Source organism: Streptomyces sp. DSM 116795 (genome assembly GCF_055792905.1).
Genome location: NZ_CM147707.1, coordinates 2,832,933 through 2,855,532, shown reverse-complemented (window position 1 = coordinate 2,855,532; position 22,600 = coordinate 2,832,933). Strand labels below are relative to the sequence as shown.

At 67.2% G+C, this 22,600-nt stretch carries 23 protein-coding genes, 1 tRNA gene and 1 pseudogene; 11 read left to right on the top strand and 14 right to left on the bottom strand.

Annotation, left to right across the window (positions count from 1 at the left end):
• Positions 1-62: 62 nt before the first annotated feature.
• From htpX to ACSMXX_RS12230, 4 genes and pseudogenes are all read left to right on the top strand, one after another.
• Positions 63-923, top strand: coding sequence for a zinc metalloprotease HtpX (gene htpX / locus ACSMXX_RS12245; protein WP_473184049.1), 861 nt, complete (start codon positions 63-65; stop codon positions 921-923).
• 182 nt (positions 924-1,105) lie between these two features.
• Positions 1,106-1,696, top strand: coding sequence for a TetR/AcrR family transcriptional regulator (locus ACSMXX_RS12240; RefSeq protein WP_473184048.1), 591 nt, complete (start codon positions 1,106-1,108; stop codon positions 1,694-1,696).
• Between the two features lie 103 nt (positions 1,697-1,799).
• Positions 1,800-4,067, top strand: a pseudogene (locus tag ACSMXX_RS12235) (MMPL family transporter); the annotation flags it as partial.
• A 6-nt stretch (positions 4,068-4,073) separates the two neighbouring features.
• Entirely contained in the window at positions 4,074-4,946 is an 873-nt protein-coding gene (locus tag ACSMXX_RS12230; protein WP_473184749.1) for an MSCRAMM family protein, read from the top strand.
• A gap of 211 nt (positions 4,947-5,157) precedes the next feature.
• Here the strand turns inward: ACSMXX_RS12230 and ACSMXX_RS12225 are convergent, their stop codons facing one another.
• Positions 5,158-5,646, bottom strand: coding sequence for a YajQ family cyclic di-GMP-binding protein (locus ACSMXX_RS12225; RefSeq protein ID WP_473184047.1), 489 nt, complete (start codon positions 5,644-5,646; stop codon positions 5,158-5,160).
• Between the two features lie 189 nt (positions 5,647-5,835).
• Between ACSMXX_RS12225 and ACSMXX_RS12220 the strand changes: the two genes are divergently transcribed.
• From ACSMXX_RS12220 to ACSMXX_RS12210, 3 genes are all read left to right on the top strand, one after another.
• Positions 5,836-5,917 (top strand) — tRNA-Tyr (locus tag ACSMXX_RS12220).
• Positions 5,918-6,454: 537 nt separating this feature from the next.
• Positions 6,455-7,051, top strand: a complete 597-nt coding sequence (locus ACSMXX_RS12215; protein WP_473184046.1) for a hypothetical protein — start codon at positions 6,455-6,457, stop codon at positions 7,049-7,051.
• 61 nt (positions 7,052-7,112) lie between these two features.
• The gene (locus tag ACSMXX_RS12210) at positions 7,113-8,057 is read left to right on the top strand and encodes a hypothetical protein (protein WP_473184045.1); all 945 of its coding nucleotides are present in this window, start codon (positions 7,113-7,115) and stop codon (positions 8,055-8,057) included.
• 99 nt (positions 8,058-8,156) lie between these two features.
• On the opposite strand, the gene ACSMXX_RS12205 is transcribed toward ACSMXX_RS12210, so the two are convergent.
• The 11 genes from ACSMXX_RS12205 to ACSMXX_RS12155 all read right to left on the bottom strand — a co-directional run bounded on the left by ACSMXX_RS12205 (position 8,157) and on the right by ACSMXX_RS12155 (position 17,248).
• Positions 8,157-9,530 carry a tyrosine-type recombinase/integrase gene (locus ACSMXX_RS12205; RefSeq protein WP_473184044.1) on the bottom strand — a complete coding sequence of 458 codons (1,374 nt, stop codon included), beginning with the start codon at positions 9,528-9,530 and terminating at the stop codon, positions 8,157-8,159.
• On the bottom strand, positions 9,530-9,739 hold the full coding sequence (locus ACSMXX_RS12200) for a helix-turn-helix transcriptional regulator (RefSeq protein ID WP_473184043.1): 210 nt from the start codon (positions 9,737-9,739) through the stop codon (positions 9,530-9,532). Before ACSMXX_RS12200 ends, ACSMXX_RS12205 begins: the two co-directional genes overlap by 1 nt.
• 235 nt (positions 9,740-9,974) lie before the next feature.
• Positions 9,975-11,774: a DnaB-like helicase N-terminal domain-containing protein gene (locus tag ACSMXX_RS12195; protein ID WP_473184042.1), complete on the bottom strand. Its 1,800-nt coding sequence runs from the start codon at positions 11,772-11,774 to the stop codon at positions 9,975-9,977.
• Between the two features lie 91 nt (positions 11,775-11,865).
• The gene (locus ACSMXX_RS12190) at positions 11,866-12,555 is read right to left on the bottom strand and encodes a hypothetical protein (RefSeq protein WP_473184041.1); all 690 of its coding nucleotides are present in this window, start codon (positions 12,553-12,555) and stop codon (positions 11,866-11,868) included.
• Between the two features lie 13 nt (positions 12,556-12,568).
• The gene (locus ACSMXX_RS12185) at positions 12,569-12,805 is read right to left on the bottom strand and encodes a hypothetical protein (protein ID WP_473184040.1); all 237 of its coding nucleotides are present in this window, start codon (positions 12,803-12,805) and stop codon (positions 12,569-12,571) included.
• Entirely contained in the window at positions 12,802-13,017 is a 216-nt protein-coding gene (locus ACSMXX_RS12180; protein WP_473184039.1) for a hypothetical protein, read from the bottom strand. Before ACSMXX_RS12180 ends, ACSMXX_RS12185 begins: the two co-directional genes overlap by 4 nt.
• A gap of 17 nt (positions 13,018-13,034) precedes the next feature.
• Positions 13,035-13,229: a hypothetical protein gene (locus tag ACSMXX_RS12175; protein ID WP_473184038.1), complete on the bottom strand. Its 195-nt coding sequence runs from the start codon at positions 13,227-13,229 to the stop codon at positions 13,035-13,037.
• Positions 13,226-13,507 (bottom strand): hypothetical protein, encoded by a 282-nt coding sequence (locus ACSMXX_RS12170; RefSeq protein ID WP_473184037.1) that lies wholly within the window; start codon positions 13,505-13,507, stop codon positions 13,226-13,228. Before ACSMXX_RS12170 ends, ACSMXX_RS12175 begins: the two co-directional genes overlap by 4 nt.
• A 141-nt stretch (positions 13,508-13,648) precedes the next feature.
• Complete coding sequence (locus tag ACSMXX_RS12165) at positions 13,649-15,883, bottom strand: P-loop NTPase family protein (protein ID WP_473184036.1); 2,235 nt, start codon at positions 15,881-15,883, stop codon at positions 13,649-13,651.
• Positions 15,884-15,965: 82 nt separating this feature from the next.
• Positions 15,966-16,943 (bottom strand): DUF2637 domain-containing protein, encoded by a 978-nt coding sequence (locus ACSMXX_RS12160; RefSeq protein ID WP_473184035.1) that lies wholly within the window; start codon positions 16,941-16,943, stop codon positions 15,966-15,968.
• Positions 16,943-17,248, bottom strand: a complete 306-nt coding sequence (locus ACSMXX_RS12155) for a hypothetical protein (RefSeq protein ID WP_473184034.1) — start codon at positions 17,246-17,248, stop codon at positions 16,943-16,945. The genes ACSMXX_RS12160 and ACSMXX_RS12155 overlap by 1 nt, the downstream gene beginning before the upstream one ends.
• A 241-nt stretch (positions 17,249-17,489) precedes the next feature.
• On the opposite strand from ACSMXX_RS12155, the gene ACSMXX_RS12150 reads away from it, so the two are divergent.
• Together ACSMXX_RS12150 and ACSMXX_RS12145 are read left to right on the top strand one after the other, a co-directional pair.
• Positions 17,490-18,278 carry a GntR family transcriptional regulator gene (locus ACSMXX_RS12150; protein ID WP_473184033.1) on the top strand — a complete coding sequence of 263 codons (789 nt, stop codon included), beginning with the start codon at positions 17,490-17,492 and terminating at the stop codon, positions 18,276-18,278.
• Positions 18,275-19,039 (top strand): glycosyltransferase family 2 protein, encoded by a 765-nt coding sequence (locus ACSMXX_RS12145; protein WP_473184748.1) that lies wholly within the window; start codon positions 18,275-18,277, stop codon positions 19,037-19,039. Before ACSMXX_RS12150 ends, ACSMXX_RS12145 begins: the two co-directional genes overlap by 4 nt.
• Here the strand turns inward: ACSMXX_RS12145 and ACSMXX_RS12140 are convergent.
• Entirely contained in the window at positions 19,029-19,784 is a 756-nt protein-coding gene (locus ACSMXX_RS12140) for a GntR family transcriptional regulator (RefSeq protein WP_473184032.1), read from the bottom strand. The two genes, ACSMXX_RS12145 and ACSMXX_RS12140, sit on opposite strands and share 11 nt — an antisense overlap.
• Positions 19,785-20,239: 455 nt before the next feature.
• Here ACSMXX_RS12140 and ACSMXX_RS12135 point away from each other — a divergent pair, with 455 nt between their 5' ends.
• Positions 20,240-20,980, top strand: a complete 741-nt coding sequence (locus ACSMXX_RS12135; RefSeq protein WP_473184031.1) for a GntR family transcriptional regulator — start codon at positions 20,240-20,242, stop codon at positions 20,978-20,980.
• Positions 20,973-21,371, top strand: a complete 399-nt coding sequence (locus tag ACSMXX_RS12130; RefSeq protein WP_473184030.1) for a hypothetical protein — start codon at positions 20,973-20,975, stop codon at positions 21,369-21,371. Before ACSMXX_RS12135 ends, ACSMXX_RS12130 begins: the two co-directional genes overlap by 8 nt.
• 254 nt (positions 21,372-21,625) lie before the next feature.
• On the opposite strand, the gene ACSMXX_RS12125 is transcribed toward ACSMXX_RS12130, so the two are convergent.
• Positions 21,626-22,537: an FkbM family methyltransferase gene (locus ACSMXX_RS12125; protein WP_473184029.1), complete on the bottom strand. Its 912-nt coding sequence runs from the start codon at positions 22,535-22,537 to the stop codon at positions 21,626-21,628.
• Between the last annotated feature and the right edge of the window lie 63 nt (positions 22,538-22,600).

Sequence of the window (22,600 nt, the reverse complement as noted above, 5' to 3'; positions counted from 1 at the left end):
ACCGAACCGTGGCACGACCACGCGGCTCAGGGTTCCCCTGCTGCACCACTGGAGGGCGTACTGTGCACCGGCACAACGGGCTGAGGACTGCCCTGCTCCTCGGGGGACTGTCGGCACTCATCATCGTCATCGGCAGCTTCTTCGGCCGTACGGGCCTGCTCATCGCACTGCTCGTCGCCCTCGGCACCAACGGCTACGCGTACTGGCGCAGCGACCGGATCGCTCTTCGGGCCATGCGCGCCCGCCCCGTCAGCGAGTTCGAGGCCCCCGGGCTCTACCGGATGGTGCGTGAGCTGTCCACCGCCGCCCGCCAGCCGATGCCCCGCCTCTACATCTCACCGACCCAGGCGCCGAACGCCTTCGCCACCGGCCGCAACCCGCGCAACGCGGCCGTCTGCTGCACCGACGGCATCCTGCGCCTTCTCGACGAGCGCGAGCTGCGCGGCGTCATCGGCCACGAGCTCAGCCACGTCTACAACCGGGACATCCTCATCTCCTCGGTTGCCGGCGCGCTCGCCTCGGTGGTGATGTTCCTGGTCAACTTCGCCTGGCTGATCCCCTTCGGACGCGGCGACGACGACGAGGGCCCCGGCCTCTTCGGGATGCTGATGATCATGATCCTGGGGCCGCTGGCCGCCTCCGTCATCCACCTTGCCGTCTCGCGTTCCCGTGAGTACGAGGCCGACGCCTCCGGCGCCCAGCTGACCGGCGACCCGCTCGCACTCGCCTCGGCCCTGCGCAAACTCGAGGCCGGCACACGGCAGTTGCCGCTCCCGCCGGAGCCGAGGCTGGAGACGGCGAGCCATCTGATGATCGCCAACCCCTTCCGCCGCGGCGAGGGCATGGCCCGGCTCTTCTCCACGCACCCGCCGATGGCGCAGCGCGTCGCGCGCCTGGAGCGCATGGCGGGCCGCGGACGGTAGTCCGGCGGAGCAGCCCACGGAAGTCGCCCCGGCAGGCGGTGACTGCCAGTTGGCCGTCCCGTACCCAGCGGCCCGATGCGTGACGCGGGCCACGTACGAAACGGTTTCGTTTCGACGACTCCTCTGGATAGGCTCTGCGCTGTACGAAACCGTTTCGTTCGGCACAGGAGTGGACGAGCAGCATGACCGAGGCCGCATCGGCACGCCGCAGCCGGATCACGCCCGAGCGTGAGTCCGAGCTGTACGGAGCCGTGCTCGGCCTGCTCCGCGAGGTCGGCTACGACGCCCTCACCATGGACGCCGTCGCCACCCGCACCCGTTCCAGCAAGGCCACGCTCTACCGCCAGTGGGGCGGCAAGGCCGAACTCGTCGTCAGGGCGCTGCGGCACGAGAAGCCGGTCAGGCTCGCGGACATCGACACCGGGACCCTGCGTGGCGACTTCCACGAGCTGGCTCTGCGCCAGAACGACTGCCAGTTGGAGGCGGACTCAGCGCTGATGCGCGGCCTGGCCATGGCGGTGCACGCAAACCCCGATCTCCTGCAGGCCTTCCGCGAGTTGCTGATCGAACCGGAGCTGGAGGAGCTCCGCAGGGTGCTGCAGCGCGCCGTCGACCGGGGCGAGGTCCGCCCGGAAAACCCCGCCTGCGAATACGTCCTGCACATGCTGATCGGCGCGTTCGCGGCCCGCACCCTGATCGACGAGCTGCCACCCACGCAGGACTTCCTCATCTCGTACGTCGACGCCGTCGTCCTCCCCGCCCTCGGCGTCTGAGCGTCCCCATGCACAACCCACAGCACCTGACACGACCGCTCACGTCGTCGGGCCGAATCCTCCTGACCTGTAAGACCCCACGACCCGACCGGGAGTACGTCTCGTGGCAACGTTCCTGAGCAAACTGGGCCGATTCGCCTTCAGGCGACGGCACTTCGTCGCCCTGATCTGGGTGGCTCTGCTGACCGTCGCGGGCTTGGGCGCCGCACAGGCGCCCGCAGCCGGCTCCAGCTCCTTCTCGATCCCCGGCACCGAGGCGCAGAAGGCCTTCGATCTGGTGGAGGACCGTTTCCCCGGTTCCGGCGCCGACGGAGCCACCGCCCGGGTCGTCTTCAAGGCGCCCGACGGGGAGAAGATCACCGCACCTGAGAACAAGGCCGTCGTCCAGCAGGCCGTCGAGGAACTCGGCACCGGCTCCGAAGTCGTCTCCGTGGTCGACCCGTTCCGGGCCAAGGCCATCTCCAAGGACGGCACTCTCACGTACGCGCTGGTGTCGTACGAGGTCCCGGGCATGGAGCTGGAGGACTCCTCGCGTGACGCGCTGGAGGACGTCGCCCAGGACGCCCGCGGCGAGGGTCTGACCGTCGAAGTCGGCGGCGACGCGCTCAACACCGTTCCCGAGACGGGCTCCACGGAGGTGATCGGCCTCGCCGTCGCCGCGGTCGTGCTGGTGATCACTCTCGGCTCGCTGATCGCGGCCGGGCTTCCGCTGCTCACCGCACTCATCGGCGTCGGGATCGGCGTCTCCACGATCACCGCGCTGGCGAACACGCTCGAACTGGACTCCACCACCTCGACGTTGGCGATGATGATCGGCCTGGCCGTCGGCATCGACTACGCCCTCTTCATACTCTCCCGATACCGCGCGGAACTCGCCGACGGCCGCGAACGCGAGGAGGCGGCAGGCCGCGCCGTCGGCACCGCGGGTTCGGCGGTGGTCTTCGCCGGTCTGACGGTCGTGATCGCGCTGGTCGGCCTGGCCGTCGTCGACATCCCCGTACTGACGAAGATGGGCTTCGCCGCCGCCGGCACCGTGGCCGTCGCGGTCCTCATCGCGCTCACCTTGATCCCCGCCCTGATCGGATACGCGCGCAAGCGGGTGCGGCCCGCGGGCGCGAAGCGGCGCAAGGCGCCGGAGGGCAGCCACAAGAAGGCCAAGCACAGCGAGGCCGGGCACACCGATTCCGCTCGCACCGACACCGGCCGCGCCGAGCCCGAACACACCGGCGCCAAGCCGAACATGGGCACCCGCTGGGCCCGCTTCGTCGTCCGCCGGCCCGTCACCATCCTGCTGCTCGGCGTCCTGGGCCTCGGCGCCGCCGCGGTCCCGGTCGGCGAGCTCGAACTCGGCCTGCCCGACGACGGTTCCAAGCCGACGGACACCACGCAGCGCAAGGCGTACGACCTGCTCTCCGACGGCTTCGGCCCCGGCTTCAACGGCCCCCTCATGGTCGTCGTCGACGCCCGTGCCGGCGACGATCCGAAGGGCTCCGTCACCGAGGTCGCCAAGACGGTCAAGGGCCTCGACAACGTACTCACGGTGACCCCGCCCAAGTACAACAAGGCCGGCGACACCGCGATGATCAACGTGATCCCGGACTCCGCGCCGTCCGCCGCCGCGACCGAGGACCTGGTGCACGCCATCCGTGATGCCGGGGAGGACATCAAGCCCGGCACCCAGGCGACGGTCCTGGTCACAGGCACTCCAGCGATGAACATCGACGTCTCGCAGAAGCTCGACGACGCACTGGCCCCGTATCTGGCACTCGTCGTCGGCCTGGCCTTCCTGCTGCTGATCGTCGTCTTCCGCTCGATCCTCGTGCCGCTCAAGGCCGCGCTCGGCTTCCTGCTCTCCGTACTCGCCGCGCTCGGCGCCGTCGTCGCCGTCTTCCAGTGGGGCTGGCTCGCCGAGTTGATGGCCGTGGAGGAGACCGGCCCCGTGATGTCGATGATGCCGATCTTCATGGTGGGCGTCGTCTTCGGACTGGCCATGGACTACGAGGTCTTCCTCGTCACGCGCATGCGGGAGGCGTACGTGCACGGGGAGCGGCCGCGTGAGGCGGTCGTGACCGGATTCCGGCACGGAGCCCGGGTGGTCACAGCCGCGGCAGTCATCATGATCGCGGTGTTCGCGGGCTTCATAGGGTCGACCGACTCGATGGTCAAGATGATCGGCTTCGGACTGGCAGTGGCCGTCTTCTTCGACGCGTTCATCGTGCGCATGGCCGTCGTCCCGGCGGTCCTGGCGCTGCTGGGCAGGGCCGCCTGGTGGCTGCCCCGCTGGCTCGGCCGCGCGCTGCCGAACGTCGACGTCGAGGGCGACGGTCTGCGGGACACGCCGACGGGCGGTGCGAAGGGCGGCGGCCCCGAGGCCCCCGTGTCGATCCCCCGCCCATCGGCCGAGCGGGTGCCCGCGGTGGCCGGAGCAGCGGTGTCCGTGTCTGCCGCCGGGCCGGCCACCGCGCCGGAGCAGTACGAACTGGCCGGCTGCGGCGTACGCGGCACCGTCCGCAACGCCGACGGGGCGGGCGTGGGTCGCGCGGCGCTGACGCTGATCTCCATGAGCGGGCGCCAGTTGGGCCGTTCCACGGCGCACGAGAACGGCTCGTACGTCCTGGACGCCCCGGAGCCCGGCAGCTACGTGCTGATCGTGGCGGCCGACCGGCACAAGCCACGGGCCTCCACGGTCGTCGTCGGCGACGAGCCGCTGAGCCACGACATCGTGCTGTCCGGCACCAGCGGCCTGGCGGGCCAGGTGCGCAACGCGGATGACGGCCGGCCGGTCACCGACGCCATGGTCGTGGTGACCGACGAGCGGGGCGAGGCGCTGGCCACCGGAAAGACCGGCCAGCGCGGCGACTTCAGCTTCGAAGGCCTGGTCACCGGGATCTTCACGCTCGCGGTGAACGCTCCGGGCTATCGGCCCACCGCCCGGCCGGTCGAAGTGGACGGGCACGGTGTGACCCGTATCCAGATCGAACTGGCGGCGGGCGCACAGGTGCAGGGCACCGTGCGTGCGGGGGCGCGCAACGAACCGCTGCCGGATGCGCGGGTCACGCTGGTGGACGCGGCGGGCGACGTGGTCGCTACGTCCACCACCGGCGAGGACGGCGCGTACGCCTTCACGGACCTGGACGGCGGCGACTACTCGGTCGTCGCCGGCGGCTACCCGCCCGTGGCGACCACGCTGCACGTGGACGGCCCGGGAGTGGAGGGATTCGACATCGAACTCCGCCACCCGGACGAGTAGTTCGCACCGGCGCCGGCCCCGGGCGGGCCGGTGGGCCGGCGGGGCCGGTGAGCGGCGCGCGGCTTGAGCGGAGCGCGCGCCGCCCGGCCCGTTCCGGAAGGCCCCGGCCACGGCGTGCGTGCTGCGGTGCGCTCCGGGGACGGCCCGCACATCGCGCGGAGCAGGGGCCGGTCCCGGCGGGCGCGGGCGTGTGCGGTGGGCGGCCGCCCGGTCAGCGGTAGTTCACGAACTGCAGCGGGAAGTCGAAGTCCTTTCCCTTCAACAGCGCGATGATCTCCTGCAGATGGTCCCGGCTCTTGGACGAGACGCGCAGCTCGTCACCCTGTACCTGGGCCTTGACGCCCTTCGGGCCCTCGTCGCGGATGACCTTCGCGATCTTCTTGGCCTCGTCCTGCGCGATGCCCTCCTTCAGCGACGCGAAGATCTTGTACTCCTTGCCGGACGCCTGCGGTTCACCGGCGTCCAGAGCCTTGAGGGAGATGCCGCGTTTGACCAGCTTGGACTGGAAGATGTCGAGGACGGCCTTCACACGCTCCTCGGCGTTGGCCCGCATCTCGATCTTCTCGCCCGACCACGCGACCGAGGCGTCCACGCCGCGGAAGTCGTAACGCTGGGAGATCTCCTTGGACGCCTGGTTGACGGCGTTGTCGACCTCCTGCCGCTCGACCTTCGAGACGATGTCGAAACTGGAGTCGGCCATGGTGAGTTGGCTCCTCTGGATAGATCCGTCACAGAAGCGGCCCGCGACGCGAACCGCGCGGTCAGCCTAGCCACTGAGCAGCCCCCGCACCCCTGATCAACCGGGTGGCGAAGCACCCCCGGGCATCGGGTATGGTTTACAGCGTTGCCACGGAGCACCGCCCATCGGCGGTCCCTGGCAGCAATCCCAGGCGGTGTGCCCGAGCGGCCAAAGGGAGCAGACTGTAAATCTGCCGGCTCAGCCTTCCTAGGTTCGAATCCTAGCGCCGCCACAGACGAAGAAAAGGCCCCTGACCTGCTCGTAAGCAGGCAGGGGCCTTCTCTTGTGCGGCGTGTAGAAGGTGCCGGACTGTCTCGCTGTGTGCCGTCGCGTCACGCTCTCTACCAGGCTCTCTGGACGAGGCGCGGACGGGATTCTGCGGCTTCACCTGGGGTTTCGGGGCCAGTTGTGGACCGGATCAGGCCGGGGGCGTCCTCCTCTCTTGGAGCCGGGCCGAATGCGGCCCCGTACGGCATGGCAGGAGGCTGCGGGGGAAGTCCACAGCTACTACCGGCCACACAGGTAGCACTCACCAACTCACTCCGCCTCGACCGGCCCGACGCGCAGCGCCAGCAGAGCATGGGTTCGAGGATGCAAGGCCTCCGCCCAAACTTGCGTGCCACGACGTGGGCGCTCTGACACTCCCCGAAGCTGACCGGCCGTTCGCGAGTCAGGAGGGAGCCGTGCTGCAGGTTCTGAAGTGGTAGTAGACCACGTCGTATGCAATGTGCGGGCGGACGTGCGTATCTGCCTATGCCAAAATGCTTGCATGGATTACTTCAGGCCGAGATGGATGATATATATCTACATGCCTCTGGCACTGTTCTACCTCTTTGTAGTGCCCCTTTGGATGGCGGGACGGCCAACGCAAGGCGTCGCTGGACTTCTGAACGCTGCGTTTGCACTGTTCCTTGTATTTCAGGCATGGCTTCTTGCAGCACTTTGGGCTGCCGAGTCTCTCTGCTCGCTATACAACGCTAGGCCTCGTTTTCTGCAGTTCATCGACGCCTTTTTCCGTGGTCGGACAGATGGCGTCGCGTCTCCTATGGGTGCGGCCCTGCTAGGAATACTGTCGTACGGGTTGAGCACCTATGTTTTTACTGTGATCTACCTCTTCGTGTCTCAGCGTCAAGCTGGAACGTTCGGCGTTGGCAAGCTCAGCACATTCGACGCCATATACTATGGAGTCTCCACGGCGCTCACGTATAGTGACCTGCAGCCTGCTACTGCTTTGGGTAAATCGATTGTATTGACCCAGTTGTGCGTAGGGTTTGCGTTCGCCGTTTTCCTGTTCTCGCTTATCGCAGGAACTATCCAGTCGTCACGGCCCGTCGCTTCGTCCACTGAAGACGAGGATGGCTCTTGATTCTTGAACCGTCGGTGAGTAGCAGTTGGCCATACGCGAATCTCCGGGAGGCTGTTTAACCGTGAATGACGATCAGGATCCCTCGGAAGGTGATTCGCGGGAGCGCAGGCGGCCGAAATACGGACCTATCCACCCGGTCTTCCGCAGCCCAGTTGCGCGGTTCTATGAAAATTGGCAGAAGTCGACGGGTAGGCGACTATCTGAGTCGATAGCGGCGAATATTTACACACGCCAGTACGAATTCATGAGCCCTGTGCTGTCGCAGCTAGCAGAGCTTACTCGTGGGCCTCGTGGTCTCGCCGAATTGACTCGTGTTCTGACTACACAGAGTCGGCAGTTGCAGAGTATTTTCCAGTCTCTAGGTAAGATCACCTCAAGTGTTTTCCCAGAGAATTGGGAAGGGGTTTCCGCAAGGCCGTTTATTGATGACCTGGAAGTCCTCTTGGTTGATGAAGGTATCCCCTTGATGTGGGTTCCAGGGCATGGAACACTGTCGGCACTGTTGGACGCGAATTCTGCAGCAGAGCGGCGCCGCGTGATCGGTCGGCGATGGAAGGGAATCGTCACCGACTGCGAGGGAGTATTGCAGAAGATCGAGCACCTAAACCTGCTCGACGAGAGAGACTTTGCTCTGAGTTGCGTACATGCCCTCAGGGATGGTCACGCGCGACCTTCTCAGGCGCTGGCAGCGACCCTCCTAGACACCGTGCTCTGTCATCTAGACAAGGAAGTTCGAAAGGAGCTAACTAGCAACTGGTTTAGTAAGAACGGAGTGCGCTTCAATATGGATGACTACAAAATTCGCGCGGCCTTTGTATTTGCCCCAGTGTGGTACGCACACGCACATTTCTTCATTAGTCAAGGTGATCCAATCCCCCGCACTTTCGGTAGGCATCCGAGTGTCCATGCTGTCTCTCGGCAGCAATACACGCGCGTCAATGCGGTGATTGCCCTGATGCTTGTGACGTCCGTGCTGAAGTTCTTCGATACCGAGCTGCCGCGCTAGCGTCGAATCCTAGCGTCGCCACCGACACAGAAAGGCCCCTGAACTGCGTGAGCGCAGGCAGGGGCCTTCTGCTGTACGGGTGCAAGACCGGGGGCGCGCTCAGGCCGGGGGCGTCCTCCTCTCTTGGAGCCGGGCCGAGATCTTGGCGTTCGCCGCCTCGTCGCTGTTGCCGAGGAACTTCGCATACACGCGGAACAGCACGGCCACGCTGTGGCCGGCACGCTTCGCCACGAGCTGAGGTTCCACGCCTGAGCTGAGCCAGGTCGAGACGGCGGTGTGCCGGAGGTCGTAGGGCCGCTTCGCCATGAGGGATGCTGCGTCGGCGGATGACAGGGCCTTGTCTCGCGCACGTGCCCAGACCTCCCCATAGCCGCTCTCCTGGACCAGTCCGCCGCGTGCTGTCCGGAAGAGCCTGCCGTCCGGAGCAGCCCCGTACGCGCAGATGTGCCAGCGCAGCATGGCCACCAACTCGGGCGGTATGGGCACCGGTCGGACGGTCTTGCGCGATCGGTGCTTCAAACCACGCCGGTCGTGAGCCGTGCGGTCGTCTGTCCACGCCGATCCCGCTCGGGGCCGCGTGTCTTGTAGCTGGAGCAGCCCCCAACCGCGACGGGGCAGCATGCAGTCTTCACGTCGTAGCCCCACCACTTCCGCCGGCCGCGCTCCGGCGTAGTAGATGCAGCCGAAGAACGCGGTCAGGTGTCGTCCACGTGGCCCTTGAGCGCGTACGCCCGCGAGCAAGTCAGCAGCCTGCCCAGGGTCTGGAACACAAGCCGGGTCGATCTCCTCTTCCACGGGCTCGGGCAGCTTCCAGCGGACGTGTGGGATGGGGTTCTCGGTGAGAAGTCCGGCGTCTACTGCGTAGACGAGGGCGTTGTGGAAGATGGCGCGCTTCCGTCGGATCGTGGATGAGGCCGCCGTGCCGCCATCCATCTTCAACGTCAGCGTGTCCAACGTCTTCCGGACAAGCATCCGGTCAGCAAGTGCCGATACGGGCTTTGACTTTCGGTCGAACCAGTCCAGAACCGCTTTCACCTCGGGCGGCTGTTCCTCCCCCCAACGGTTAACGTTGAAGGCCCAGCTGTAGAGCGCCGTCCGTACGGAATGCGGATCAGCCATGCCCTTGGTGTCCTTGACGAGCACAGGCGTCACCGTGGCCATGGCCTCCGCCAGAGTCTTGCGTGTTGAGGCCGGCGCGTGCGTCCACTTCATCTCGATGTATTGCTTGGCGTGGTGGAACCACGAGATATCTTGCTGCTTCTGCACCATCGATTTCGGAAGGCCACTGTCGATGTCGAACGGTTCGCCTGCCCGGGCCGCCGTGATGAATTGAGCACGGCGGCTCTCTGCGAGTCCCGACGTCAGGAACGATTCCGAGTGTGGGCGAGTGCCGACCTGCCAGCGAAGTTGGAACGGCTTGCGGTACGGCCGCTTTCGAATGCTCCACACGCGTACCGTGTAGCTCCACTCCATTACGCGACCTCCATCTCTGCCAGAAACGCGTCAAGGTCGCTGCGGCGGACACGCAGATGACCATTCGGAAGGCGGTGAGTCCTCGGGCACTGGCCACGGTTGCGCCAGCGATACCAAGAGGCCCGGGTGATGCCGAGTTCTTCGAGGACGACGTTCAGCGGCAGCAGTTCGTCAGCGGGCGTGCGGCGTATGCGTGCATGCGTGCTCACGGTGTTAGCTCCTCGGGTCACGACGTTCGAGGGGTCCGGGCGGAGCGATAAGGGCGGTAAGGGTGGTAAGCCGTGTGACCTGGGGCCTTGCTGGCGCGGAAAGGGGTGTGGCAAGGGGTGCGGAAAGTCCAAGCGCCATGAACGCGAAGACTTACCGCCCCGGCTTTCGCCCCGCTTACCGCGCCTCTGTTGTTGCTGGTCAGTTGGCTTATCGGCCTTTTCACCCTTACCGCCTTCAGCCCGCGTAGCTGATGGCGGTGGTCGGCCGTCCCTTGGTTGGCCGCTGGCTGCGGATGTAGCCGGGCCTGTCCAGCAACTCGGCGGTGAGCCGGTCGCGTTCGGCGCGGGTGGTGTTCTTGAAGAGTCGCCGAATGCGGTCGGCGCTGAGTCCGTCTGCTCCGGCGGCGCGGACGGCGTCGGCGAGTTTGTTCACCTTGGGGTCGCCGGTCACGTTGCCGAGCAGGTGCACAGCCGAAGCGCGGGCGTAGTCCAACAGCCGCCACGCGGCCCGCATGTGGGCCTCGGTGATGGTGTCGGTGTGGTCGCACAGGGCGTAAGTCATGGCGACTCGTTGCACGTAGGGGGCGGCGCGGGCGGTGAATTGAGTGATGACGCCGCCGGCGGAATCGTCGCTGAGCGCGGGATAGACGTGGTCGCAATACAGCGCCCACGCATCCGAGCTGAATTGGACGTGTTCGACGCGGGATGCGTCGTCCAGGACGGTGCCCCACCCGGCGGCGAGGTTGGCCACCAATTCACTGCTCGCGCCGCGTGAACCGGGCAGGATCAGATTCCGGTGACAGAAGACCGGAAGGAACCGGTTGTACGTTCCGCCCGCCATTTCCGAGTCCTGCATTTTGGCCCGGAATTCCTCCGGAGTGATGTGCCCGAGAATCGCAATGTGCGGGTCGGTGGCCTTCAGGGAATCGCGGACCATCGAACCGAGAGAGTCGCCGTCCCACGCCTGGCGCAGCACGCCGGGAAGGCTGGAGCCTTCGCGACGTCCCCGGCTCATGGTGACCGCGTATTCGGACTCCACCACCCACAGCCGCTTGTCGATGCTCGCGGGGTCGGGGTCGTCGCTGTGGTCGTCCTTGACGTACTCGATGAGCCCTTCCCCGGAGTTCAGACCGCGCGGGGTGTGCTCAGGGCCGAAGAAATCCGGCAGGGCTTCGGCGAGCACGCGGCGGGCCGTGGATGTCGCAGAGCCCTTGCGGCCGGATGAGGTGGGGCCGATTGTGAGCGCCCAAATCAGCGTGGGGTGACGGTCGTTGCCCACCATGATGTGCGGGCGCCGGCCGATGACCGCGCCGGCCGCTGAGAGCAGGTTCACCAGGACCGCCACGGGATCGGCCTCGGTGGTTGGGTCCAGCTCCCGCACGGTCTGGCCAAGCCAGCCGCAGAAGACATCCGGGTGCGGCGTCGGTCCGGGCCGGTGCGGACGGCGGACGCCCGGGTGCGGGTCATACAGCGGGTTGGGCGGTCCGGCCGGCGCCGTGTCGGCCTGGTCCTCATCGAGGGGGGCGCGGACACTGAGCGCGGAGACCTGAGCGAGTGCGGCGGCGCGGACCTCATCGGCGTCCGCATCAGGGGCGGACGCTGCCTGTACGAGCCGGGTGCCGGTCGCGATGAGGCGCCGTCGTTCGGCGAGTTCGTGCACGATCTCCGCGTAATACTCGGCATTCGCGGCCGTGGGCACCAGCTGGACCAGGCCGTGCACGTAGCCGGGGCCTCCGACGCGGTTGAGGTCACCGCTCTGGTTGAGGTGGTGAGTAATGGTGATCGGGTCGACAGCCTGTCCGGCGTCGTGCAGCTGCTGAATGGCTCGGTGGATCGTCTCGTGAGCGGGCCGGTAGTGGTCGCTCGCGTCCATCGTCGCGGCCACATCATCGATCGCGTCCGGCGAGAGCAGCATGCCGCCCAAAACCGACTGCTCAGCTTCGAGATCATGCGGCGGACCCTCCGCGCGGGACGGGGCGGCCCCATGGAGTGGCAGTACGTTGCCGTACTGCGGTGGTGCTGGCTCAGCTGTCATGCTGGACGTCTCCTGTTCTGTCTCAGGGCGGGCAGGGAGACCGGCGGCGGTGGGCATTCCTGGCAGGGAGGGCCACCGCCGCCGGGCGTAGCTACTGGTTGCTGGCCCAGTGGGCGTATTCCTGGCGGACGTAGCCGCGCGGGCGTGCGTGGGCTTCGGGGTGTTCGGCCCAGAACGGGACGCCGTAGTAGTGGCCGTCGCCGTCGCTGTCGAACTGGACGAGCTTCAGCGCAGCTTGCGGGGCGATCTTGCTGGCGTCCCCGTGGATGCCCTCGGCTTCATCGGCGATCGCGATGCGATCGAGCACGGCAGCCTTGCGGAGCCAGAATTCGCGACCCATCGGCTGACCGAAGGCGCGGTTCGCAGCCTGGTCGGCGACCCAGCCGATCTCCCGGACGATGCTCGGAGCGTCGGCGTAGGCGACTTCCGGTGCGGGGTAGTCCGGCGGCGCGCTCGCCGTTGCGTTGCCTTGGCCGTGAGCGGCGTCGGACATGGCCAGCAGCTGCGGGACCAGCTGCGTGGCGTGCTCGCGCAGGATGGTCCATTCGTGGCCCACGCGGTTGTCGTGCGCACGGTCTTCGAGCGTGACGGTCACGGTGTCGCCGCATCCCACGACAGTGGTGTCCAGCCACGGAGCAGGGGCGGCGGTGGCGTACAACCGCAGCCGCTTGCCGTCGCGCGTGGGCGCCTCGTTCATCTCGGAGAGCAGGAAGAGGGAATTGAGGGTTTCGGTGACGCGGGGTGCGTCGGCGGGATCGCAGATGACGCGAATGTCGAACACGGGAAGGCTCCTCTCAGGCCGCGCGGTCGCGGCCGTGGGCAGTGGGCAGGGGGATGACGGCGGCCAGCTGCTCCGGCGCGGGCAGCGGTTCGCCGTCTCCGGTCGGTGGTTCGGGTGCCGGCGCCGTATGGAAGGCGGCGGCTATGGCTGCGTCGTGGCGGCGGGTCCACAGGTGGCCTGCGAGGCAGACCGTGCCGAGGACGGCGCCGGGGGCGGTGAGCACGGCGACGATGGCGAGGTCTGCGTTCATGCCTGGCTCCTGACGAGGGTGAGGAGTTCGGGCAGGTCACCGCCGAGGTCGGCGAGGCGGGATTCGATGGCCTGCCACGAGTCGGGGTCGATGGCCATCAGGCCGGAGACTGCTGCGACCGTCTCGCCGCGCTCGAACGCGTCGAGAGCGTCGCGGAGTTCACCGGCGGCCATGAGCGTGATGCACGCGTTGCCGGGTGCCGTGGCGTCCATGTGGCGCTCCTTTCGGGCTAGTTGCCGATGCCGCGTACGGCGTCGGCGCAGGCGGTGACGAACTGGGTGATGGGCTGCGCGGCGTCGGTGCCGGCGAGGTAGAAGCCGAAGAGCGCGACGAGGACGGCGGCGCCTGCTCCGACGGCGCGGAACTTCAGCAGCGCGGCTACGGCCAGGCCGAGGATGAGTACGACGGAGACGGTCACAGTCATCGGGCGGCGCCTTCCTGGGAGTTGGGGCGGGGGTTGCCTTCGCGGTAGAGCCGCGCGGCGCGGTTGTATATCCAGCGGCCGATGCGGATGCGCCTGCCGTGCCCGTGGCAGCGGCGGCAGTGCTTGCCGCGCTTGGGCTTTCCGCGCCGGGTGGTGCGGAGCTGGAAGCCCAGTCCGCCGCACTTGCGGCAGTTGCCGAACGGGCTGACGGCACACAGAGCTACGTAACAGAGAGTGATGAACAGGAGTCCGGGTATAGCGGTCAGGACAGGGGTCATGGAGCCCTCCCAGGGCGGGTTTTCGGGGTTTCCGCAGGTGGGCTGCTATGCGCTAGATCGCTGATGGCAGCCGGTTTGAGTCGCTAGCGGGGGTGCTACCGGTAGCAGGGGGACCTGCTACCGGTAGCGGCCGATCGACGGCTAGGCGGCGCCCCGGTTTTCGTCACGCTCCGCTATCGCGGGGGTGATGTCGTCGCGGACGATGCCGCGCCGGGTGGTGCGGGTGCCGTCGTCGGTGGTGCCGGCCACGTCCCGCGTCTTGACGCCGTGGGGCTTTACTGCGGCGGTGACGTTCTCGCCCTTCCAGCCGCCGTAGACCTCCGGCCGAAGCTCTGCCAGCCGGGAGGCGATGCGCTCGTTCCACACCCGCTCTTCGTCCTCGGCCACGACAGCGAGGATGTCGGCGAGCAGGTCATAGCCCGGTCCGCTCGTCTCCTCCTCGTCGCCGAGAGCGTGGCCGGAGAGGGTGCCGGCGGCCTTGCGCAGCGCGTGCGCGTGGTCGGCGACCTTGGCCGTGGCGTTGTCGTCCAGGTAGGCGGTGCGCACCACGGTCGGTGTCGCGGTCGCCCCTGCCAGGTAGCCGATACCGGCGTCTCCGCCCTCTGACGGAATGCCCGGGCGGAAGATCGTGGCCCGCACGCCGTTCTTGTACGCGCTCGTGCCCAGGATCATGTCGTTCTCCAGCTGGCCCGCGACTTTGAGGCAGAACCGGATGGAGACGTTGCCGGAAATCCCGGTGGGCAGCGACTCCTTGTCCGGGCGCTGGGTGGCCAGGATCAGCGTCACGCCCAGCGCCCGGCCAAGCTTGATGATGAACTCCGCATCGTCCCCGGCCTGCTTGCCGTACTTCGAGTGAGCGAAGAGGTTCTGGCACTCATCGAAGACGGCGACCAGCGGCCACAGGTTCAGCGACCGCTTGTCGGCGATCTGCCGGGTGACGCGCTTGTCCGGGCACAGGTCCCTCGGCAGCTTCTTGATCGCAGCCGCCCGCCGCATGACCTCCGTACGCAGCAGCTTCAGCGACTTCGCCGCGTAGGCGATGGAGTCGTCATCGATGCCGGAGACGAACCGGTGCGAGCACTTGGCCAGCTCGTCCAGGTCGCCGGTGCCCTTGTTCTCATGCAGCCACAGCTCCACGCTCGGATCGAGCGCCGCGCCGCAGGCCAGCACGCGGATCGAGGCGGTCTTGCCCTGCCCGGGCAGGGAGCCGACCAGCACGTTGTGCTGGATCAGCGGCACCGACTGGGACCGGCCGCGCGGGTCCAGACCGAAGGGGATGCGCTTGAACACGTCGTGGCTCTTACCGCCGGACAGCTGCCACTTGACGTTGCCGGTCTGGGACAGATCCTTGTCCCCGACCCACAGCACCAGCCGCCCCTCGTGCGCGCCCGGATCGCCCTCGGGCCACACACAGCCCAGCGGCCGACGCAGACCCGACGCGAGCCGGGAACGCTTCCCGACCACATCCCCCGGCGTGACACCCAGCGGCAGGTTCATGTCCGCGCGCCAGCCGGGCCCTTCGCGCACGATCGGCGAGACGAACTCGATCCCCTCACCGCCCTTCGCGACGGCGGCCGTGATCTGGGAAATGCCGATGGAGGCCATGGCCTTGACCACGATGTCGCCGGTCAGCTTGGTCACCTCGGTCTTGACCACCGCACGCGTCGAGAGCGGCGCATCGGCCGGCGCACCGAGCAGTCCGAAGACCACGAACGCGCCGCACAGCGCGGCAGCCTGCACCAGCGCGGGCGCGAAGAACGCCAGGTAGACCAGCAGCGCCAGCACGAACGGCGCCCCTACCAGCAGGCAGGTGCCGCGCCAGCGCACACGGCGGTCCCGCTGCCGGGCCACCTTCAGCCACTCCCCGGTGTTCTCCCGCTGCGCCTCAGCCGCCCGCAGGGGCGCGCTCTCGGCATCGCGGGCCCACCGGCCGAGTCCGGTCAGGGTGCGGCTCAGGCCGCGCGGGGTGCGCAGCATCAGGCGCCCGGCGTAGACCGGGGAGCGCAGGGCGTGGAAAGCCGCCGTGTGACCGGCGTACCCGGCCACCCACGTGGCGCCGTCGACGAATCCGCTCTTGGAGCGCAGCCAGTCCGGGCGGACCGGCATCCGCTTCGCATCCCGAATCCGCGCCAGCTTCCCCGGGCCCGACGCGTCGGCCCGATCCACCATCACCGGACGGTCGGTGTCGTCGCCCGACGTGTCGGGCGCCTCACTGTGGTCACGGTCGGCCGACGCGTCGGCGCTTCCGTCGGGTGTCTCCGTCGGGCCCGTGCGGGCCGACCGAGCCTTGCTCAGGTCGAGTACCGCGCCATTCGACGCGTCGCCCATCTCTGCTTCGAGCCGGTCGAACAGCTCGTTGTCGTCCTCGTGGTTCACTGAACTTCCTTCCATGGGTTGGGAGGTGCCGGGGCCCGGCCGCTGCTTTGGTCGGTCGTGACCGGGCCCCGTCGCGCTGTTCCTAGGCGGCAAGGTCATTGGGACTCTTCGCGCGATCGCTCTTGAGGACGTCGCGCAGCTGTCGGGAACGCTGCTGTCCGCAGCCGACGGCCTGTCGGATCGGCTCAGCCTTCAGCTCCTGCTCTGACCAACCGGCCGTGAGCTGACGGGCCTTGGCCAGCTGCTGATCGAAGGGAAGCCGAGGGGACCTTTTCCCCGTGCCCTTCGCCCTCGGTGCGCGTCGCTGACGCGGCGAGCGGGGCGGCGCGGGCGCCTTCTCGGGCTCGGAATTTGAGCCCGGCGTGTCCGGGTCGGCGGCCGCCGGCAAGGCGTCCTGCGGTGCCAGCTCTCCCAGCTTCATCAGGACGGCGGTGCGACGCGGAGCCTTCCGGCGCCAGCCTCGGCCGTGCGCCTCGCGCAGGTCCGCGCGAGCCAGCTTCCGCTCCCGCTCGCGGTTCAGAGCGTCGCGGTAGCTGACGATCTCCCACAGCACCATCCGGCGCCACAGGGCGAAGGTGGAGGGGAAGGCGAGGAGCCAGCGGGAGCGGCGGATGCGCTCCATTCGGTAGCCCGTCACGGCGCCGATGCGGGAGCCGTACACGTGGGCGGCGATCTCACTCAGCACGACCCAGAGCAGGGGCATAGTGCCGTGTGCCAGCTTCGCCGACAGGGTGTGTCCCGCCGCGATGTTGAGCCAGCAGGTGACCAGCGTCAGGACCCAAGGGACGAACCGCACCCAGCCCAGCGGCATGTCGACGCGGATCAGCAGCAGGTTGGCAGCGGTGAAGACCGGAATGGACACATCGATACCGACCGGGAGCATCCAGGGCTGACCGAAGCCCCACCGGGCGGCGGCATCGGCCACTGCGTCGAAAGATGAGGCGAGGCCCAAAGTGCCGACGGCGACGGCGAAGACGGCGACGGCGCTGAGGAGAACGCGTTCCCGCTTGCTGAGCGGCGGGACCTGGCCGCCGGTGTCCTTGGCGAGGCTGACGGTCATCAGGCGGCCCTCCCGTTCAGAGAGGCGCCGGAGTGTCCAGCCCGGCGAACGCTGGTCAGTGGGGCGACGGCATGCAGGGCGGCTGCCTTCGTCTCCAGCAGTTCAGCGGCCAGGGTCGTGACGCGGTCGAAGAGCCCGGGGTCATCGGCGAGGATGTCGCGGGCCGCCTGCACGCGGATCGAGCGCTCGTACGGCGTCTCGCCGTCGACGCCGAGCCACAGATCCAGCGGTGTGCCCAGAGCAAGTTCGAGTGCTTCCTCGTCTGTGACGACCTGGTGGCCGGCGATGAAGTGCTTCATAGGCATGAGGTGGTCTCTCCTGTAGTTGGCAGGACGGGCAGGGAGAGGCCGGGGCGGCGGGCGTTCCTGGCAGGGAGGGCCGCCACCCCGGTTGGGTCGTGCATGACCCTCCCGTACTCCTCAAGAGTTCAGGTCTTCATGTCCTCTTAAGGAGTACCCAGACTATGGCCCACCCCACCCCGACTCGTCAACACCTCTTAAGGACTCGTATGCTGAGCCGTGTCGGACGACAGGACGGTGAGCACCAGTGGCAAAGGCATACGAACGCATCGCGGATGAGCTGAGGCGCGATATCCGCGCAGGTCAGCTGAAGCCCGGCGACCAACTGCCCTCGGAGACGAAGCTCTCGGAGACGCACGGCAAGAGCCTGCCGACCGTCCGACAGGCCCTAGGTCAGTTGCAGGCGGAGGGGCTGATTGAGAAGCGGCACGGCATCGGGACCTTCGTCCGTCGACCGCGCAAGCTCGTGGCACGCACGAATGAGCGCCACCAGTGGGAGAAGGACCGTGCACGCGCGCCCGAGGCCGAACGGCTGAAGACGGGAAGCACTGAGCACGACACCGGTCTGGGCGTTGACGATCTCGTCTTCCATGCGGCGTACCGCGAGATCAAGGCAGACGAGAGGACCGCGCAGATCTTCGACGTCCCGGAGGGCGCCGCTCTTGTCGAGCGCACCTACCGGACTCGGTATCGCTCTGAGACGGCCCCGTTCACTCTGGTGTGCTCCTACCTCGTGCGCGAAATGGTCGCCGGCAACCCTGATCTTCTGGACGCCGATAACGAGCCCTGGCCTGGCGGGACTCAGAACCAACTCCACACCGTAGGAATCGAGCTGGACCGCATAGAGGAGCGGATCACTGCCCGTCCGCCTACTGCTGAGGAAGCGGAGGAACTGGACCTCCCGCCGGGTACGGCGGTCCTGGTCCTCCGAAAGACCTCGATCGATACCAATGACCGTGTCGTGGAATTCTCTGATGTCACCCTGCCTGGCGACCGCACGGAATTGATCTTTACCACCCCCTTGGAAAGGTGGTGACTGCCGTGCGCCGGTTCATCATCATCACTGCCGTACACCCGCCGGCCGCTCCCTATCTGGCCGATGCATACAAGTCGCTCTGCGAACAAGAGCTTCCAGCGGACTGGGAGTGGCGCTGGGTGATCCAAGAGGACGGCGAGGGCGACGAAGTCACGCGCCACGTGCCCGATGACGAGCGCATCAGCTTCGGGCAGGGCAGGCATGGAGGGCCTGGCGTCGCGCGAACGATGGGTCTCTCACGGGCCGATGGCGACTTCGTCAAGGTCCTGGACGCCGACGACTCACTGACCGCCGGCGTGCTGGCCCGTGATGTTGCCGTGCTCGCCGACAACCCGGAAATCGGTTGGACGACGTCACGAGTGCTGGACCTGTTGCCGGACGGATCCACCGTGGGCTTCGACGCGGACCCGCCCGAGGGGCCGATCGAGCGCGGGGCGGTTCTGGAGCACTGGCAGGCACACAACCATCGGGCCCAGGTCCATCCTGCGACGCTCTGTATCCGCCGTGACCTACTCCTCGCCCTCGGGGGGTGGATGGCCATGCCGGCCTCGGAGGACACCGGGCTACTCCTCGCAGCGAACACCGTCAGCCGCGGCTACTTCCACGCTGAGCCGGGCCTGTTGTACCGCAAGTGGCCAGGCCAGGCGACCGGCCAGGCGGCGCACATCGATGCCAAGGAGCGCGATGCCCGCATGGCCGTAGTGGAGGCCAGGGCGCGGGCATTGTCGTACTACGGCTGGCGCTACCCCGTCACCGATTGATCGGCAGTTCGTACACGATTTCGCATGCCGCCGCCGGCACGATGATGTCGGCTGTCTCTACCGGTCGACCGTCGTCGCTGTAGTACGTGCGCTTGATGTGCGTCACCAACGCACCTCGCTGCACGCCGAGGAGAGTGGCCTCCTCGGGAGTGGACTGGCGGGGCTCGGGCTGCTCCACCACATGACTGATCGTGATGCCGATTTCAGCCATGCGGTCGACGACCCCCTTCCCTGCATGAGGGCCACCTTCGGGAAGCACCACGAGCGTGCCCCCGGTGATGTCGTACGGCTCCCAACTGGTCGACAACTGGACGGGTTTGGTGTCCGCCAGGAACTCGTACGCGGTGCGGACGCAAAGGTCGTCTTCGGCGATGCCGAGACGTGCCGCGATGTCTGCGGGTGCCGGCACCTTGGCCTCGCTCCGGCTTTCCCACGAGCCCCGTTTGCCCAGCGCAGCCATGTCTGCGCGAAACGGAGATCCGCCGCGCTGCTCACGGGACAGCGACCGGACCATTCGCAACCGTTCGCGCTGTTCGGCGACGTAGGTGCCTGACCCTGCGTGCCCTTCCAGGAGTCCTTGCGCGATCAGTTCTTCCTGGGCGCGCTGCATGACGTTCCGACCTACGCCGTACTCCTCCGCGAGGTGAGCACGGGAGGGCAGCCGTTCACCAACTGCCCATTCCTGCTCAACGATCCGCTGTCGGAGCAGGTCAGCGACGCGGAGATGAGATGACGGCTCAGGCATATGGAAAATCTAACGCGTTAGCTCTAGTCTGCATATGTAGCTTCACGTTGAGTGGTCAATCGCGTCGGGAGTGATCGCCTGTGTCTTCGCCGGCGAGTCGTGCCGAAGGCATCGCTGCCCGTCTCTCCGCCGCTGGTTGGGATGCCGATGTGAAGCAGCGTAAGGACCACGTCCGTGTCGAGACCGAGGTGAACACCTCGTCACTTTCGCCGGAGTCGTGGGGAGCCCTCTTAGCCGTCTTGGAGGCGGCAGACAGGTACGGGTTCAACAGGGGCAACGGCGGCATGACCGCCTGGGCTGCTGTGCACAGGGAGACCCCCGCGACGACCTGAGTCGCCCGGGGGCACGGCCATCAGCTATGAGGAGCTGACCGACTTGATTGACCATACCGACCGCGCTGTCACGTGGGCCATTCAATGGCCGTCCCGCTCCCGCTTCGGGGGTGGTGAGCAGCCATGACCACTCGTTACGAACGGATCGCGGCGGAGCTTCGGCGTCGCATCAAGGCCGGCGACTTGTCTGCGGGGGAGCAACTGCCCGCAGAGACGGAGCTGGCCGTGCAGTACGACGTCAGCATGCCTACCGTCCGCCACGCGCTCGAACTGCTCCGGGATGAGGGCCTGGTCGAGAAGCGCCACGGCGTTGGGACGTTCGTCCGCGCCATGCCACGCCGCATCACCTACATCAGTAGTTGGCACTCTCCTGACTCGCGCAGACCGGAAGTCGACCTGCAGGTTCGGGTGAACGTGACCGAGGTTGCGGCTCAGGGGGAGCTCACTTCGCTTCTCCGGGTGGCGGACGGTGCGCCCCTCACTGAGTTCGTCTATCGCAGTTGGCACGAGGAAGATCCGTACAGCCTGGCTCACGTCTATGTGCCATGCAGCGTCGCCGAGTTGGGTCCACCGAGAGAGAGCCGGTCGCCGTGGGGCGACGACATTCGGGCCAGGCTCCTCATCGCCGGCGTGCGCCTTGCGGCAACTGTCGAACGCGTTACCGCACGCATGCCGACCCGGGACGAAGCAGAGACGCTGCAACTCCCTGTCAGAGCTTCCGTTCTGGCGGTGAAGCGCGCATCGACCGACATAGACGGCCGTGTGGTCGAGGGGGCGCTTCTCGTGCTCCCTGGGGACCGCACTGAGGCGGTATTCACCACTCTCGCGCCGAGTGAAGAGCTTGAGGGAGTTCTCCGTGACTGACCATCTGAACGACGAAGCGCGGACCGAGGACCTGTACGGAATCTCGCCGCTCCGCCGACTGCCGTGGGACACGCCGTCGGGCAACGCGTGCTACCTGAGCACAGACAACCCGTACGGGCTGCTGTCCACCATGGCCGACGAGGTTGAAGCGGAAATGCTGCGTGACGGAACCAAGGTGCTGAGCGGTGCGAAGGCCGTTCTGTCTGACCCAAAGGCAGGGGAAGACGCCCTTCGTCGGGCCCTCAAGTCCACGACAGAAGCTCTCCACGACGTCTTGCGCGTCGCAGAGAGCCGGGGCACCCAATTGAGCCTTCCGGAGGGTGCGATCGAACTCGTGGAAGACGACGGCGAGGGAGACGGGTCGGAACTCCCGGCGGAGTCTTTCGGGTGAGGGCTGCATGCGCTATGAGTGCGGCGCCATGACGGCTCGCGGCGCGTGAGCCGGGGCGGGGGCCGCCGTGGGCATCATCCGGCCGTCCCTGCCCCTTCCAGGTCGCCACTCCGGCGCTCTCTATCCGCCGGCACCGGAAAGTGGAGCCCTGGACACCTGTTGGTCGCGGCGCACTTGGTGCGTAGGCAACCGGCACAAGAGGCGGCCCGGCTTCCTCCCGAGCAGTTGGGAGGAAGCCGGGCCGCTCACGTGCGTCAGGGCAGTGTCTCGGCGTCGATACGCGAGAAGATCAGATCGCTTTCGTGGGTAACGGCGCCACGCAATCTCACTGGTACAGCCGGATTCCGCACGGCCTTCGGGTAGCTTTCCGGGGCGTAGTCGTTCGCAAGGTGGTAGGCGTGGAAGCCGTGCTGGCGCATCGTGTCGACCAGATCGGGCGCAGCGTCGCCTAGTTGGGCCATGCGTGACGGCGTGACTTCGACGGCAATCTCTGCGTCCTTTCGCAGCTGCCCCAGCACCGGATACAACCCCCGCATGACTGCGCCTTCGGCGCCCTCCACGTCAACCTTGATCACGCGGGCGTTGGAGACTTCCGTCTTGTCGAGCAGTTCCGAGAGCGGTCGCGCTTCCATTTCGAATCTGGACTCCGTTGGACCGTCGTACGGGACGATGCTGTTCGCGCCCATGTTTTTCGTGCTGGCCAGTACGAACGTCAATAGCTCCGTACGGTCCGACACTGCGGTGTTGACCGCTCGAATGCTGCGGTAAGGATTTCGCTGAACCTGTTGCAGCATCAGGGCGTGGAACGCTGGCGACGCCTCGATGGCCACTACGTGACCCTCGTCCCCGACGAGGCCGGCGGCGAGCAGCGAGAAGTATCCGAGGTTGGCCCCGACGTCCACGAAGGCGTCTCCCGGCTTCAGCCTGCGGCGGAGCCAGTGCGTCAGATGCGGTTCCCAGACGCCGAAAGTGTAGATGTAACGCTGAATGAGGTCTTGAGTGTCGATCTCCAGCGTGGCGCCGAATCTTGTGCGAGCCGCCCGCCGCCGAGGGTGCTCCCTCAGGTAGGTATTCAAGCGCGCTGCGAGCGAAGCCTTCCCCAACGTGACAGGAACGTGCCGGACGTACCAGCGTCCGAGGGTTGCCAGGTGGTCCGACTCCTGCATGGCCCCTCCCAGCTCGTTCAGTCGCCTCAGGTTCCCCGCAGCAAGGGGCGCTGTTGCCGCACG